Origin of the sequence: Maricaulis sp., from assembly GCF_017642925.1 — a bacterium.
Lineage (GTDB): Bacteria > Pseudomonadota > Alphaproteobacteria > Caulobacterales > Maricaulaceae > Maricaulis.
Genome location: NZ_JAEPOL010000019.1, coordinates 1 through 14,627 on the forward strand (window position 1 = coordinate 1; position 14,627 = coordinate 14,627).

Here is a 14,627-nt window from a genome sequence, read left to right on the forward strand (position 1 = left end):
CTGCGCAGGCTTGCATCCGGGAAAAATGGGAGTGGGAAGAAAAAGATGCGCTGATGCTTCCCCCGGATTTATTCCGGGGTCTGGCGGCGTTTCAGATGCAGGCTCAGCCGGGCCCCGGCGCGGAGGCCGGGGGAAGTGGAGGGGGAGAGGAAAAGAGAAAGTGCGGCGTGCGTCAGCGCGACGGCACGGCGAACTTTGCGAAGGCGGTGGCGACCTGTTCGTAGACGTCGCGTTTCCAGGGGATGATCAGGTCGGGGATTTCGTTGAGATTGCCCCAGCGCCAGGCGTCGAACTCGACCTCGCCATGCTGTTCCAGGTCGATATCGGCGTCCGGACCGGCAAAACGCAGGGCGAACCAGCGCTGTTTCTGGCCGAGATGGCGTTTCTTGTGGAACTTCGGATCCTCGCGCACGTCGGGCGGATAGTCATAGGCCAGCCAGCCGGGAATCTCGCCGATGATGGAAACGCTGGCGGCGGGAATGCCGGTCTCTTCCTCCAGCTCGCGCAGGGCGGCAGTTTCGGGCGCTTCGCCGGGATCGATCCCGCCTTGCGGCAATTGCCAGTTCCAGGGCGGCGGCGTGCCTTCGCGGCGGCCCAGCCAGACCTGGCCGGCGGTATTGAAGAGGGCGATGCCGACATTGGCGCGGTGATGGGGCCAGATATCGTCCGCGCCGGTCATCAGTGATGCCCGCTGGAGGCAGCGGGGGCGTGATCCTCGGCGCTTGCCGTACGGCGCGGCGCGGCCGATGGCGGCGGGGTTTCGGGCTGCGACTCGGCGGCGAGCCGGGCTTCCAGGCGCCGCCGCGCCATCACGGCAGACGGCGGAGCGAGCTGGTAGCCGCGCATGTCCAGATTGGCTGCCCAGTCGCGCAACTGCTCGACGGTGGCCGGATAGGCGAAACCGGTGCCCAGGGCGGCGCCGTTCTGGATCGCCAGGGCTTCGAGCGCGAGCAGGCGTTCATCGATCGAGGCCGGGCTGGGATCCTCGTCGAGAATACGGTCGGCGATGGCGTACTCGATATCGGTCGCATTGGCGGCGGCCTCGATCGTCGAGCGGCGTCCGGCGCCGTCATGCAGGAAGGCGACGCCGCGCTGTTCCAGCGTGCCGAAGACCTGGCGCAGGGCGTCCTGGGAGGCCGAGAAGCGGGCGCCGAGATAGTTCGTCACGCCGAAATAGCCGGTCGTGCGGCTGAGCAGCCAGGCGAGGCGGCGGCCATTTTCCTCGGCGGCTCCGTCGGCCAGCAGGGTGTGCGGACCGGGATCGTTGTTGGGATAGTCGAACGGCTCCATCGGCGCCTCGATCAACACTTCATGACCGGCGGCGCGGGCCCGGTCGATCCAGGCCTGGAGGTTCTCTGTATAGGGCGCGAAGCTGAGCGCGACCTCGGGCGGCAGCTCGTCGATCGCGGCCTGGGTGACGGCGCGGTTCAGTCCCATGCCGCCGACGACGATGGCGATGGTCGGAGCGGCCGGGTCGCCGTGGAAGGGGCGGGCATAGGCGCGCGAGGGGCGCGTGCCGTCGGGACCGATCACGGGCAGCAGGCCGCCCGGGCCCGGCTCGGTCAGTCCGGCAATCGGCGCGGCGCGCAGGGCATCCGGATTGGCCTGGCCGGACGACGCAGCGTGACGGGCCTCGGCATCGGCCGGATCGGATCCGGCCTGCGCGGACGGCGCGGCGTGGCCGGAGGCCGAAACGGCGTTCGGCGATCCATCGAAACCGTCCCGCACGCCCGCGAGGCTTGCATCGGCGTGGTCTTCCGGTTCCAGGAAGCGGATCGGCCGCTCGTCGGCGCCATGATCGCTGCGCAGGCCGTCATGACCGGCCTCGGCCGTCTGCTGCGGCAGGGTGACCGGCTCGAACCCGCCACGGGCGGCCGGCGGTGCCGTATTGGCCTCGCCGAACAGGGCGACACCGGCAATGACCAGCGAGAACAGACCGGCCGTCGCCAGTCCCGCGATCACGGGCGCGCGGATGGTCAGCAGCGGCTGGGCGTGGCGAAGAACGGCGGTCGTCATGGCAAAGGGCCTGTCAGGCAAATTCACAAGGGTCCGGCAAGGCACGGACGCATTCGCTGCCTATGTGATCGATTCGGCCGTAAAAAACGGTTAACGGCGCCCCCTTCCCGAAGGCGCCGCCAACAATTTTGCCATGGCAGGCGGCTGAGCCGCTATTGCAGCGAGGCCTGCTGGCTTTCCATTGTGCCGCGCAGGATCTCCAGCGCCCGGTGGAGCTGATAGTCCTCGTCTTCCGACCATTCGGCCGGCGGCTGTTCGACGGAGGCGATATCGGTCTCGGCCCGGTGATCGCCATTCTCGTTTTCCAGCGCGCCCGGCAGGTCGGCCTCGGAGGCGATTTCCGGCACTTCGTGCTCTTCATCCTCTTCCAGCGCCCAGGCGGAAATCTGGGTGTCCGGAATGATGCCGGTGGCCTGGATCGAGCGTCCCGCCGGCGTGTAATAGCGGCCCGTGGTGAGCCGCAGCGCACCGTCACGGCCGCCGCGCAGCGGGATGATGGTTTGCACGGACCCTTTGCCGAAACTGGTCATGCCGACGAGTTCGGCGCGTTCGCGGTCCTGCAGGGCGCCGGCGACGATTTCCGCCGCACTGGCCGAACCTTCATTGATCAGCACCACGATCGGTGCGCCGTTCAGCCGGTCGCCCGGGCGGGCATTATAGCGCTGGGTGTCGCGCGGATCGCGGGTGCGGGTGGAGACCACTTCGCCGCCGTCCAGGAAGACGTCGGTCACGCCGATCGCTTGGTCCAGCAGGCCGCCCGGATTGTAGCGCATGTCCAGGATCAGGCCCGGCAGCGGTGCGCCATATTCGTCCTCGAGCTCGGAGATGCCCTCCTGCACCATTTCTGTGGTGCGCTCGTTGAAGCCGGCGATGCGCATATAGGGCACGCCCTCTTCCAGGCGGGTCGCGACGGTGCGCAGCGGGATGGTGTCGCGCACCAGGGTGACGTCGAACGGGTCTTCGTCCTCGCGGGCGACGGTGATGGTGACCGGCTCGCCGACAGCGCCGCGCATCAGGGCGACCGCATCGTCGACCGAGATGCCGACAATGCTCTCGCCATCGACGGCGATGATCTTGTCATTGGTGCGCAGCCCGGCGCGTTCGGCCGGCGTGTCGGAGATCGGCGAGACGATGGTGATGAAATCGTCGCGGCGCGTCACTTCCATGCCCAGACCGCCATATTCACCGCGGGTCGAGACGCGCAGGTCTTCGTAGCTGTCGGGATTGTGATAGGTCGAGTGCGGATCGAGCGATGTCAGCATGCCTTCGATGGCGGCCTCGATCAGCTGGGCCTGATCGGTGTCCGAGACATAGTCCGACTCCACCCGGCTGAGCACATCGCCGAAGAGTTCCAGCTGGCGGAAGGTTTCCGCACGATTGTCCTGGCTGCCCTCGGCCGAGACCGCGATGGCCACCGCGCCTACAGCGAAGGCAACCATCGAAGCGAAGACATTGATACGCATGCGAGCTCGCGTCCTTTGAGCGCGATAGTCCTGTGCTGGCGAGGTCACCGGCTCCGCAGCCACGGGGCCGGGTCGATCGCCACTCCGTCACGTCGCAGCTCCAGATACAAATCCGGTGCCGGTTGGGACTGGTCGGGCATTGCGCCGACGGGTTCGCCCGCCAGGACACTCTGACCCACGCTGGCATAGGTCACCGCCATGCCAGCCAGTACGATATAGTAGTCATCGCCGACATTGAGTATCAAGAGACCGCCGTATGTGTTGAACGGTCCCGCGAACTCCACACGGGCGTCGAAGGGCGAGATTACCTGCGCCCGCGGCCGGGTCCGAATGAAAATTCCTTCAGACGCTGTGCCATCGTCGCTCACCTGGCCGAAGCCGCGTTCGATCTCGCCGGCGGCGGGCGGGCGCAACCGGCCCCGCGCATCGGCAAAGCGCAGGGTTTCCAGCGGCGTCACGGGAACCCGGGCCGAGACCAGTTCACGCGGTGGCCGGATGCGCGGTTCGGGAACGGCGTCCTCGATCTCGCGCCGGCGCGGGCTGACCGTGGGAACCACCTCCGCCATGCGCGACAGCTCGCCGATCAGGCTGCGGATCGAGCGGGCGCGCTCGCCGGCCGAGCTCGAGGCTTCCAGCAGCGCCACCGCTTCATTGCGGCGCCGGGCTTCCAGCGCGCGGCGTTCGGCAATCAGGGCCTGCAGTTCCAGACGCTGGTCGGCCAGCGTATCCTCGGTCAGGGCAAGCGCGGTCTGCTCGCTTTCAATGTCCTCTCGGAGGGCGCGCAATTCCTCCAGCTGGACCGACAGCGCCGCAGCCCGGTCCTGCAGGGCGGGCGCCACCTCCGCCATCAGCGCCGCTGCGCGGGCAGCATCCGCCGCATCGTCGGGGGCCGCCAGCACGGCCGGCGGGGTCTGGCTCTCGATGCGCTGGATCGCCGCCAGCAGGCCGATCAGGGCGTCCCGGTTCTCGCCGAGGCGGGCCAGAAGATCGGTCTCGCGGGCCTGTAGATCGTCGAGCGACGCCTGGGCTTCCAGCGCGGCCTGCTCGCTGGCCCCGACGCGCTGGCCCAGCTCGACCAGCTGGCGCTGCATCAGCGCGACTTCGGTGGCCAGTTCCTCGGCCTGTTGCTGCATGGCTTCCGCACGGGCGGCAGCTTCGCGCTCCTCTTCTTCCAGACGTGCAGCTTCTTCCGGATCCGGCGGGACATCGCCGGTCTGGGTCTGCATCAGGGCAAGGGCAGCAATGAAGCTCAGCATGATGCCGGACGCGGGTCAGGGGTCATCGGTTCAGTCGCGGTGATAGGGCGTCCCGGCCAGGATCGAGACGGCCCGGTAGATCTGTTCGGCCAGCATCACACGGACCAGCTTGTGCGGCCAGACGGCAGGTCCGAAAGCGAGCATCAGATCGGGTTGCGGCAATTGTGTGCGGTCATGACCGTCTGCACCGCCGATGCAGAACACGGCTTCGCGCACGCCTTCATCGCGCCAGCGGGCCAGCGTGCGGGCAAAATCGCGGGAGGTCATGGCCTTGCCGCGCTCGTCCATCAGCACCAGCTTGCAGCCGGCGGGCAGGGCCGCGGCGAGCGCACGGCTTTCGTCGCCCGCCGAGGTCAGGGACCGGTTGTCGATTTCCTGTTCGCCAGCAGGACCCAGGCCGATCGCCCGCCCGGTCGCGCTCGCCCGCTCGATATAGGTATCGACGAGTTCGCGTTCGGGCCCGGCCTTCATGCGGCCGAGCGCTGCGATCGTGAGTTTCACCTACTGGGCCGTGGCTTCCGGCGATGCGGTGGCGTCGGGTTCGACGGACCACATCTTTTCCAGATTGTAGAAGCTGCGCACTTCCGGCCGGAACAGGTGGACAATGACGTCGCCGGCATCGATCAGCACCCAGTCGCAGGTCTGCAGACCCTCGACCCGGGCCTTGCCCTGACCGTGCTCCTTGAGCTTGCGCACGAGGTGATCGGCCAGCGCGTTGACATGGCGCGCCGACCGCCCGGAGGCGACAATCATGATATCGGTGACGGAAGATTTGCCACGCAGGTCGATAGCCACGACCTCTTCGGCCTTGTCGTCTTCCAGCGAGTCGAGAATGAGCGTCTCGAGTTCCTCGACATGCGCATCGTCGCCGGTGACGCGAACTGCAGCGGCCGTTTCTTGCTCTTTACGGCGCGATAATTCCGTAGACAGGGCTGGTGTCCTCTCTGACATCCAAAATAAACAGGGTCATTATATAGCACGCTTTGCCACCACATTCGAGACGCCAATCCGTGCTGAATCAGGCCTTCCGCTTGCTCCGGTGCCGCAGCGCGGTGGAGGAGTGGGGATGATAGGGCTCGGTCAGATAGGTCCAGGCCGGCGCCGCGCAATCGGCAAGATGGCGGGCCTGGTCCTCATTGAGCCGGTCGCGGGCGTGGATCTGCACGGCCGGTGACAGGCGGGCACGCACCGCATCGGTCGGACGGGACACGACGGCGATCGGATAGCTCGCGAAAATCTCGCGCCAATGACCCCAGCGGTGGATGCTGGACAGATTGTCGGCGCCCATGATCCAGACGAAGCGCACATCCGGATACCGGCGTTTCAGCGCGCGCATCAGGTCGACGGTGCGGTTGATCCCCAGCCGCGCCTCGATATCGCTGACCACCATGCGTGGTTCGTTGGCCAGCTCGGCAACGGCATCCATCCGGCGGGCGAGATCGCCGGCCTGGCGCCGCTTCAGCGGATTCTGCGGCGAGACCAGCCACCAGACACGATGCAGGTTGAGGCGGCGCATGGCCGTGCGCGCCACATGTAGATGCCCGGCATGGGGCGGGTCGAACGTGCCGCCGAACAGGCCGACCCGCATGCCCGGGGCCAGGAGTTCGGACTTCAGCGGCGCAGAGGTCATGGCGTCCCCCGCTCGAGCACCAGATCGTCGACGTGAATGAGCGCGGCCGCCCGGCGATAGCCCAGCCGGGTCTCGATCTCCTCGGTGCGACAGCCGGCAATCAGCCGCGCATCGGCGGCGCTGTAGGCACATACACCACGGCCGACCAGCAAGCCTTCAGGACCGAGAATGCGCACGGTCTCGCCACGCTCGAACCGTCCGCCGACCGATACGACGCCGACCGGCAAGAGCGACTTGCCCGCCCGGAGCGCGGCTGCGGCACCGGCATCGACATGGATTTCGCCGGTCGGGCTTTCCGCCCCGGCGATCCAGCTTTCGCGGGCACTCGATGCCGTCCGGGCCGGGTGGAACCAGCTGCCATGGGTGGCGTCGCGCAGGCTGACCAGCGGATGCGGCGCCGTGCCCAGCGCGATGGCGGTGGCGCAGCCCGAGCGTCCGGCCAGCTCGGCGGCGAGGATTTTCGTGCGCATACCGCCCGTCCCCACCGCGGCCTGGGCATTCGCCTCGCCGGCCATCGCGCGGATGCGGTCGTCGATCATGGGGATATCGTGCAGGCAGGCGGCTTCGGGGTGCTTGCGCGGATCGGCCTCGTACAGACCGTCGATATCGGAGAGGAGGACCAGAAGGTCCGCGCCGATCAGCTGGGCTACACGGGCGGCCAGACGGTCATTATCGCCATAGCGGATCTCGTCGGTCGCGATCGTGTCATTCTCGTTGACCACCGGCACCGCGTTCAGCTCGACCAGCGTGTTCAGCGTTGCCCGGGCGTTGAGCCAGGAGCGCCGGTTCTCGGTGACGTCCAGCGTCATCAGGGCCTGGGCGGCGGTCAGCCCGTGGGGTTCGAGCGCCGTGTCCCAGGCAGCCAGCAGGCGCGGTTGCCCGGCGGCCGCGGCGGCCTGCTTCTGCTCCAGAGACAGGACGGGCTGGGTGAGGCCGAGGCGGGACCGGCCCAGCGCGACCGCGCCGGAGGACACGATCACCACGCGGCATCCCCGGGCATGCAATTGGGCGATGTCGTCCGCGATCGCGGTCAGGACGGCGGGGCCGCCCTGCAGCAACGACGAGCCGACCTTGACGACCAGCGTGCCGGCAGCGTCGAACGCGGGCCGTGTCACGGCGTCCAGCCGTCCTCGCCGGCTTGCGCTTCGCGGGCGGCCTCGATGCGGCGGTTTTCCAGGACGACATCCCAGGCCTTGCCGCAAATTTCCTTGATGCCGGTTCCGGCAACGCCGGATATCCGCATCACTGGTCGTCCGCTGGCCTCTTCGAGCGCGGCGACCTTCTCCGCGATATCCTCCTCGCTCATCGCGTCGATCTTGTTGAGCGCGAGGATTTCGGTCTTCGTGTCCAGCCCGGCGCCGTAGGCCTCCAGCTCGCCACGGACCGTATTATAGGCCGCCGCGACATCCTCCTGGGTGCCGTCGACCAGATGGATCAGCGAGGCGCAGCGCTCGATATGACCCAGGAAACGGTCGCCGATACCGGCGCCTTCATGGGCGCCCTCGATCAGGCCGGGAATGTCGGCGACGATAAAGCGCGAGCCCGGACCCAGATCGACCACGCCCAGATGCGGGTAGAGCGTGGTGAAGGGATAGGCCGCAATCTTGGGATGGGCGCGGGAGACGACCGACAGGAAGGTCGACTTGCCGGCATTGGGCAGGCCGACCAGGCCGACATCGGCGATCAGCTTCAGCCGCAGCCACACCCAGCGTTCCTCGCCGGGAAAGCCCGGGGTCGACTTGCGCGGTGCCTGGTTGGTCGAGGATTTGTAGCGGGTATTGCCCTTGCCGCCATCGCCGCCGCGCGCCAGCAGAACGCGCTGACCCACCTCGGTGAGGTCGGCGAGAATCTCTTCCTTGTCCTCATCCAGGATCTGCGTGCCCGCCGGCACCTGCAGCACCACGTCCTCGCCACCGGCACCGGTGCGGTTCTTGCCCATGCCGTGCTGGCCGGTATCGGCCTTGAAGTGCTGCTTGTAGCGGTAGTCGATGAGCGTGTTCAGCCCGTCCACGGCCTCCACCCATACATCGCCGCCCTTGCCGCCATCGCCGCCATCGGGACCGCCATATTCCACATAGGCCTCGCGCCGGAAGGACACGCATCCCGCGCCCCCGTTTCCGGAGCGGACATAGACTTTGGCCTGGTCGAGGAATTTCATGATGAAGGCTTCTTGGCTGCAGCGTCAGTTTGAACCGGATGTCCATATAGGAAAACCCGGCGAAGATCAGTGGCTTTGTGCGGCAACCGCTAGACCGCCGCCTCGCGCACCATGTTCAGACTGGTCGCCCTGGCCATGCGGGCCATGGCGAACAGGTGCTCCGCCTTGCCCGTATAGCCAAAGCCCAGTTTTTCCAGCACGCGGCCCGAAGCCGGGTTGTCGTCGTAGTGGCCGGCAATGAGGCGGGATGCGCCCAGCGTCTGCGTGCCCAGCTCGACCAGGGCCTGACCGATCTCGGTGGCAAATCCTTGACCCCACCAGGGTCGGCCGATCCAGTAACCGATCTCCCAGTCGGCGTTCGGCGTACGCCGGAACACGCCGCCGCCGCCGATGACGGCGCCTTCGTGCTCGACCGTGAGCGACTGATTGCCCTGCGGCGTCCAGGCCGCGCGGGTGATCAGCACCCACATCTCCGCGCCCAGCGAGGGGTAGGGGTGGGGAATGCGGGCGGTGTTCTTGGCCACATCATATTCACCGCAATAGCGAGATATGGCGGGGGCGTCGTCCAGCTCGGGCAATCTGAGCAGACATCTGGCCGTTTCGATCCGGGGTCCCATGGCCGGCGTCTCCGGGGGAAAGAAAAGGGGGAGGCGGTGGCCCGTCTCCCCTTTTCGCGCGTCTGGCGCTTCCGGACCCCGCTTTACGCGGTCGGCCCGGCTATGTCCCGGACCGCCTTACTCGGCTGCGTCGGCAATCGGTTCAACCGATACGAAAGCCTTGCCGCCGGATTTCTTGGCGAACTTCACGCGGCCTTCGGTAAGGGCGAAAAGGGTGTGGTCCTTGCCCATGCCGACATTGGCACCCGGATTCACCTTGGTGCCGCGCTGGCGCACGATGATGTTGCCCGGAATGACCGTCTGGCCACCGAACTTCTTGACGCCAAGGCGCCGGCCTTCTGAGTCGCGACCGTTACGGGACGAGCCGCCTGCCTTTTTGTGAGCCATGGAATAGCCCTCCTATAACGTTACGCGAGCGACTTGGCCGCTTCGATCCAGTTGTTAGCTTCAGCCTTGGCCTTCAGACCGGAAACGGTCTCGTTCAGGCTGTCCAGGTCGGCTTCGGTCCACGCCGCGATCTGGGCGAAGGACGTCACGCCGGCTTCGTTGAGCTTCTTGGCGAAAGCCGGGCCGACACCGTCCAGCTGGGTCAGGTCGTCATTGCCGGCCTTGGCAGCCGCCTTCTTCGGAGCCGCCTTGGGCGCCTCGGTCTTGGCTTCAGCCTTCGGGGCCGCAGCTTTCTTAGGGGCAGCCTTGGCCTTCGGAGCGGCTTCGGCCTTGTCGGCCGTCTTCGGCGCAGCCGTGGTCGACTTCAGCTTCGTCTTGGCGGTTTCGCCCGGTGCCACGATTTCCGCGATGCGCACGAGGGAGCCCCACTGACGGTGGCCCTTGGTGCGGCGGTAGTTCTGGCGGCGGCGCTTCTTGAAGACGAGAACCTTGCGGGCGCGGTTGGTGTCCAGCAGCTCGCCGATCACCTGGGCACCGTCGACGAGCGGCGCACCGACCGTGACACCCTTGTCCGAGCCGAGCATCAGCACATCGCCCAGCGCCATCGTGTCGCCGGCAGCGCCGTCGATCTTCTCGATGCGAATTTCGTCTCCGGCGGCAACGCGGTACTGCTTACCGCCGGTCTTGATCACTGCAAACATGATCTCTCGATCCTTTTCTGCGACACGTCCGGCCCTTGTCTGGCGGGTCCGGCGGGTCCTTTTTCTTCACTCCGTATGCCCGGAGCGTTGTTCACTGTTTATGGGCCCGCACAGACGGGTCCGTACGAGCAGGAGCGGGCGTTATACGCATGCGAGGGCGAGAGTCAATCGCGCCCATGACGACCGCACGGTCGCCGAGCGATCCGGGCCGGAAGGTTAGCGGCCGGGGCCGCCGAAGTCGGAGGGGCGCACTGGGCTGCGGTCCGCGGCGCCGATGTGGTCGACGCCTTCCTGCGTGCGGCGTGCCTGATCGTCCCACTGGGCGTCGCTTGTGCAAACGCGCTCGAAGCGGCGAGTGCCTGTCACCTGGATGCGGCGGCAGGTATATTCGGTGCCTTCTTCGGTAACGCCCTGATCGGCCACAGCGACATTGTCGTCGGAGGTCGTCGCGCAGGCGCTGAGAAGAACCAGTCCGGCCAGGCTAACGGTACCGGTCATCCATGCATGTTTCATTGTCAGTATCCCTTCCATCTCGGGAGAACCGGGTCTGAAACCTGCTCTGATCCCCCAATACCATCGTCAGCCGAACAAATCCGGCCACGAAAACTGTAACCTGACAACCGCCTAGATTGCAACGTGGTGGAGCACGCCGCTGGACACGTCTGTGAGGTATGCGAGGCTCAGACGGGCCAGCATTCCGATCGGAAAGCGTCCTTTTTGCCGGGGCGAGCCGCCGTTGCGGCGGCACTGGCATTTGCCAGCTCTCTCCTCTTGATTTTATCCCACCACTCAGTCACAACCCCGCATCCCCGCGGAGAGGTGCCGGAGTGGTCGAACGGGGCGGTCTCGAAAACCGTTGTGCCTTTACGGGTACCGAGGGTTCGAATCCCTCCCTCTCCGCCAGCTTTCCCTGTTTCCCACAGTTTGGAGTGACATGGTGCCGGGCTGAGCCCGGGCTGGTTCCTGCGGGCCGTGCTGCGCCTGATGGGCGCCGCGCGCAGATCTGCGTGAGCCGGGCGGAGAGCCGTCATTGCGGCCCCTGGTCCGCTCTCAAAGAATGACGGCTGCGCCGGCGTCTGCGCCGTGACGCGCGGATGTCGCGGCAGTGATCCTCGTCGCCTGAGACAACAAACGGCACCCATTGTCCGTATGGCGTTTCCAGTTGTCGTATGAAATTTGAACCGCGTGTATCTTTTTTTGTTGACACTGTTCAGCACGATTGCTCTCGTCGTTTGTATAAAGAACGGGAGGCAAGGAATGTCGTTCAGGGGAATCTTAAGGTCAGGAATCGCGCTGGGTGCGCTGGCAATCGGCGGCACTGCGCTCGCTCAGGACGCTACGCCGTCCCAGCAGGATGAGGATGTGATCGTCGTAACCGGCACCAATATCCAGGGGGCCCGGATCAACGAAGCACTGCCGGTGACGATTATCGGCGAAGCGGACATTGCCGCGATCGGCGGCGTGGATGGCGAGGATCTGATCCGCGCCCTGCCGGCCCAGGGCAGTGTGCAGTTCCGTACGGACAACAACACCACCAATAACAATGCGCGCGGTGACGTCGCGTCGATCAATCTGCGCTCGATCGGTTCGAGCGGTACGCTGGTGCTGCTGAACGGCCGTCGCGTGGTCAATCACCCGTCGACCCAGGCCGAACTGTCGACCCCGGTCACGACGACGAATGTGAACGCCTTGCCGGTTGCCGGCATTTCGCGCGTCGAAGTGCTCAACGACGGCGCTTCGGCCATCTACGGCACCGATGCTGTCGCCGGTGTGTTCAACACCATTCTCGACGATGATTATGAGGGGCTCTATGTCCGGGCGCGCCATCTGTTCGCGACCGGCAACGGCCTCGACGAGCAGACGCTGACCGTCAAGGCCGGCGATAACTTCAATGAGGGCCGCACCAATATCTCCATCTCGGCGGAATATTCGCGCCGCGACGGGCTTTTTGCGTCGGAAGTTCCGCTGGCGGCCAGCGAAGACCTGCGGCCCTTCCTCGTGGGAACGAGTTTTGAGGGCGATACGTCCTTCGATAACCGGGCGACCCAGTCTCCCTGGGGCCAGTGGACGCTCAACACGACGACCAGCAACCGGGTCCGCCAGAACGGCACAACGCTGACCTCGGCCGCGGGCGTCTTCCACTTCCAGCCGACCAGCTTTGCCGGTTGCCGCGCCGATACGGCCGGCGCTCTGTCGGTGCCAAACCTGTGTATCGACGATGGCAGTCTCGATCGCGATCTGCGGTATGACGGGGCCTATGAGCGTTCGATCATTTCCGATCGCGACCGCTTCAACGGCTTCGCCTTCCTCAATCACGATCTGGACAATGGCGTGCGCCTGTATGCCGAGTTCGGCTACTACTATGCGGAAACCCGTTCGACCAACGAGCCGCGCAACGGTATCGCGGCGACCGAAATCTCCGTGCCGGCGAATTACTATTACAACCCGTTCGGACCGGTCACTTTCTCGGATGGCTCGATCAACCCGAACCGTCTGCCCGGCCTCACGAATGTTCCGGTCGAAGGCCTGCCCGTCTTCACCGATGGCGGCCGCTATCGCTTCGTCGATGTCGGCTTCCGGGACATTGTCGTGGTCAACACGCAGTGGCGTGCCCTTGGCGGTGCCCGCGGCGAGTTTTCCAATGGCTGGGACTGGGACAGCGCGCTGCTCTATAACCGCGGCTATGCGGAAGACACGGCGAACAACTCGATTTCGCGGACCCTGTTCCAGCAGGCGCTCTTCAACGAAACGCCGAATGTCTACAACATCTTCAACGGTGGCGATCCCAACAACCCGTCGATCGGTGATGCAACGGCCAACTCCCGCGATCTGATCGAGCCCTTCCTGGTCGACGTCGTTCGCGAAAGCACGACCGAGCTCGCCCTGATCGACTTCAAGGTGTCCAATGGCGACGTCTTCTCGCTTCCGGGCGGTGCGGTCGGCATCGCGGCCGGTGTCGAGGCACGCTATGAGGCCTATGACGAGAACCGGGATGACCGTCTCGACGGTACGATCACCTACACCGACATGGTGACCGGCGAAGTCAGCGAAACCGACATCTACGGCACCAGCCCGACCCCGGACTCCAGCGGTTCGCGCGACGTGCTCGGCGCCTTTATGGAAGCGTCCATCCCGCTCGTCAGCCCGGACATGAACATCCCGCTCGTCGACACGTTCGACGTGCAGATCGCAGCCCGTATCGAGGACTATTCGGACTTCGGCAGCAGCGGCGTGAAGCCGCGTGTTGCGGCCGCCTGGCGTCCGTTCGAGGGTCTGATGTTCCGCGGTGCGTATTCCGAAGGCTTCCGCGCGCCGAACCTGATCGTCATCAATGAAGGTGTCGACCGGTCGAATGCCCGCGAAGACAGCTATTTCTGCGAAGCCGGCGTGCGCAACGGCACCTTTGCCACCTACGCCGACTGTACCGGTTACTCGGTCGGCCGGACGGAGCGCCGCTCCGTGGCGGACGATATCGGTCCGGAAGACGACACCAACATCACCTTCGGTGTGGTTCTGGAGCCGCGCGGGTTCACGGGCCCGATGAGCTTCCTGAACTCCCTGACGGTCACCGTCGACCGCTGGGAAATCGAGCGTGAAGGCGTGGTCGGCGTGTTCGGTGCCGAGAACCACATCAGCCTGGACTACCTGCTTCGTCTGCAGGGCTCGTCCAATCCCAATGTCGTGCGGGACACGCCCAACCAGGATGAAATCGACTACTTCACCGCGGCCGGGCTTGATCCGGCGGGTGATATCCTCTTCATCCTGGATACCTACGACAACAATGAGGAGATCGAGGTCGCGGGTATCGATTATGCGCTCTACTACGATCTCGAGGATACGCGGTACGGCGACTTCAATGTGAAGATCAACGCCTCCTATCTCGACACCTACTTCATTGCCCTGTCGCCGGGTGCCCAGCAGATCCGGGACGCCGTGGACAGCGGTCTGATTGCCGACGAGATCACCGTCTCCCAGGAAGGCGACATCATCATGCAGGACGGCCAGCCGGAATGGCGGGTCGGTGCCAGCCTGACCTGGTCGCATCCGAACGGTCTCGGGGCGGGTATCCGTGCCGACTACACGAGCGAGTTCATCGATACCGGCGCGGGTCTCAACCCGGACGGCGATCCGTTCATCGTTGAAGCCTGGACCCAGACCAACGCCTATGTGGAGTACGAGTTCGACCGCCAGGGTCCGCTCGACAATCTTCGCATCCGCGTCGGCGCCAACAATATCTTCGATGAAGATCCGCCGCTTGCCGACGAGACCAATGGTTATGATGCCGCCTATCACAGCATCCGTGGCCGCCAGGTCTATTTCGACATCCGCAAGGTGTTCTAGGCAGACAGGCGACGAGAGTGCCGTCACGCACGGCACTCTCGTCCTGTCTACCGGTCGC

General features: G+C 65.6%; 15 protein-coding genes and 1 tRNA gene. 3 read left to right on the plus strand and 13 right to left on the minus strand.

Annotated elements, in window-relative coordinates; genetic code table 11:
* The coding region (locus JJ918_RS14195; protein WP_291888613.1) for a hypothetical protein at positions 1 to 224 on the plus strand (224 nt) is incomplete at its 5' end.
* Here JJ918_RS14195 and JJ918_RS14200 read toward each other — a convergent pair.
* The 13 genes from JJ918_RS14200 to JJ918_RS14260 all read right to left on the minus strand — a co-directional run bounded on the left by JJ918_RS14200 (position 173) and on the right by JJ918_RS14260 (position 10,726).
* Complete coding sequence (locus JJ918_RS14200) at positions 173 to 679, minus strand: RNA pyrophosphohydrolase (RefSeq protein WP_291888615.1); 507 nt, start codon at positions 677 to 679, stop codon at positions 173 to 175. The two genes, JJ918_RS14195 and JJ918_RS14200, sit on opposite strands and share 52 nt — an antisense overlap.
* On the minus strand, positions 679 to 2,016 hold the full coding sequence (locus tag JJ918_RS14205; RefSeq protein WP_291888617.1) for a divergent polysaccharide deacetylase family protein: 1,338 nt from the start codon (positions 2,014 to 2,016) through the stop codon (positions 679 to 681). Before JJ918_RS14205 ends, JJ918_RS14200 begins: the two co-directional genes overlap by 1 nt.
* A gap of 152 nt (positions 2,017 to 2,168) precedes the next feature.
* Entirely contained in the window at positions 2,169 to 3,479 is a 1,311-nt protein-coding gene (locus tag JJ918_RS14210) for a S41 family peptidase (protein WP_291888619.1), read from the minus strand.
* Between the two features lie 44 nt (positions 3,480 to 3,523).
* The gene (locus JJ918_RS14215; RefSeq protein ID WP_291888621.1) at positions 3,524 to 4,735 is read right to left on the minus strand and encodes a peptidoglycan DD-metalloendopeptidase family protein; all 1,212 of its coding nucleotides are present in this window, start codon (positions 4,733 to 4,735) and stop codon (positions 3,524 to 3,526) included.
* A 30-nt stretch (positions 4,736 to 4,765) separates the two neighbouring features.
* Positions 4,766 to 5,236 carry a 23S rRNA (pseudouridine(1915)-N(3))-methyltransferase RlmH gene (gene rlmH, locus JJ918_RS14220; RefSeq protein WP_291888624.1) on the minus strand — a complete coding sequence of 157 codons (471 nt, stop codon included), beginning with the start codon at positions 5,234 to 5,236 and terminating at the stop codon, positions 4,766 to 4,768.
* Complete coding sequence (rsfS, locus tag JJ918_RS14225) at positions 5,237 to 5,686, minus strand: ribosome silencing factor (protein WP_291888627.1); 450 nt, start codon at positions 5,684 to 5,686, stop codon at positions 5,237 to 5,239. It abuts the gene before it with no gap.
* Positions 5,687 to 5,753: 67 nt separating this feature from the next.
* Complete coding sequence (locus tag JJ918_RS14230) at positions 5,754 to 6,365, minus strand: nicotinate-nucleotide adenylyltransferase (protein ID WP_291888630.1); 612 nt, start codon at positions 6,363 to 6,365, stop codon at positions 5,754 to 5,756.
* A complete protein-coding gene (gene proB / locus JJ918_RS14235; protein WP_367277717.1) occupies positions 6,362 to 7,489 on the minus strand; it encodes a glutamate 5-kinase in 1,128 nt (375 codons plus the stop codon). The genes JJ918_RS14230 and proB overlap by 4 nt, the downstream gene beginning before the upstream one ends.
* Positions 7,477 to 8,523, minus strand: coding sequence for a GTPase ObgE (gene obgE, locus JJ918_RS14240; protein WP_291888635.1), 1,047 nt, complete (start codon positions 8,521 to 8,523; stop codon positions 7,477 to 7,479). The genes proB and obgE overlap by 13 nt, the downstream gene beginning before the upstream one ends.
* Before the next feature lie 89 nt (positions 8,524 to 8,612).
* On the minus strand, positions 8,613 to 9,140 hold the full coding sequence (locus JJ918_RS14245) for a GNAT family N-acetyltransferase (protein ID WP_291888637.1): 528 nt from the start codon (positions 9,138 to 9,140) through the stop codon (positions 8,613 to 8,615).
* A 117-nt stretch (positions 9,141 to 9,257) separates the two neighbouring features.
* The gene (gene rpmA, locus JJ918_RS14250) at positions 9,258 to 9,527 is read right to left on the minus strand and encodes a 50S ribosomal protein L27 (RefSeq protein ID WP_138510969.1); all 270 of its coding nucleotides are present in this window, start codon (positions 9,525 to 9,527) and stop codon (positions 9,258 to 9,260) included.
* A 20-nt stretch (positions 9,528 to 9,547) separates the two neighbouring features.
* Positions 9,548 to 10,228 (minus strand): 50S ribosomal protein L21, encoded by a 681-nt coding sequence (locus JJ918_RS14255; RefSeq protein ID WP_291888642.1) that lies wholly within the window; start codon positions 10,226 to 10,228, stop codon positions 9,548 to 9,550.
* Between the two features lie 216 nt (positions 10,229 to 10,444).
* Entirely contained in the window at positions 10,445 to 10,726 is a 282-nt protein-coding gene (locus tag JJ918_RS14260) for a hypothetical protein (protein WP_291888645.1), read from the minus strand.
* Between the two features lie 315 nt (positions 10,727 to 11,041).
* Between JJ918_RS14260 and JJ918_RS14265 the strand changes: the two genes are divergently transcribed.
* Together JJ918_RS14265 and JJ918_RS14270 are read left to right on the plus strand one after the other, a co-directional pair.
* Positions 11,042 to 11,131, plus strand: a tRNA-Ser gene (locus tag JJ918_RS14265).
* 354 nt (positions 11,132 to 11,485) lie between these two features.
* On the plus strand, positions 11,486 to 14,569 hold the full coding sequence (locus JJ918_RS14270) for a TonB-dependent receptor (protein WP_291888648.1): 3,084 nt from the start codon (positions 11,486 to 11,488) through the stop codon (positions 14,567 to 14,569).
* The last annotated feature ends 58 nt before the right edge of the window (positions 14,570 to 14,627 follow it).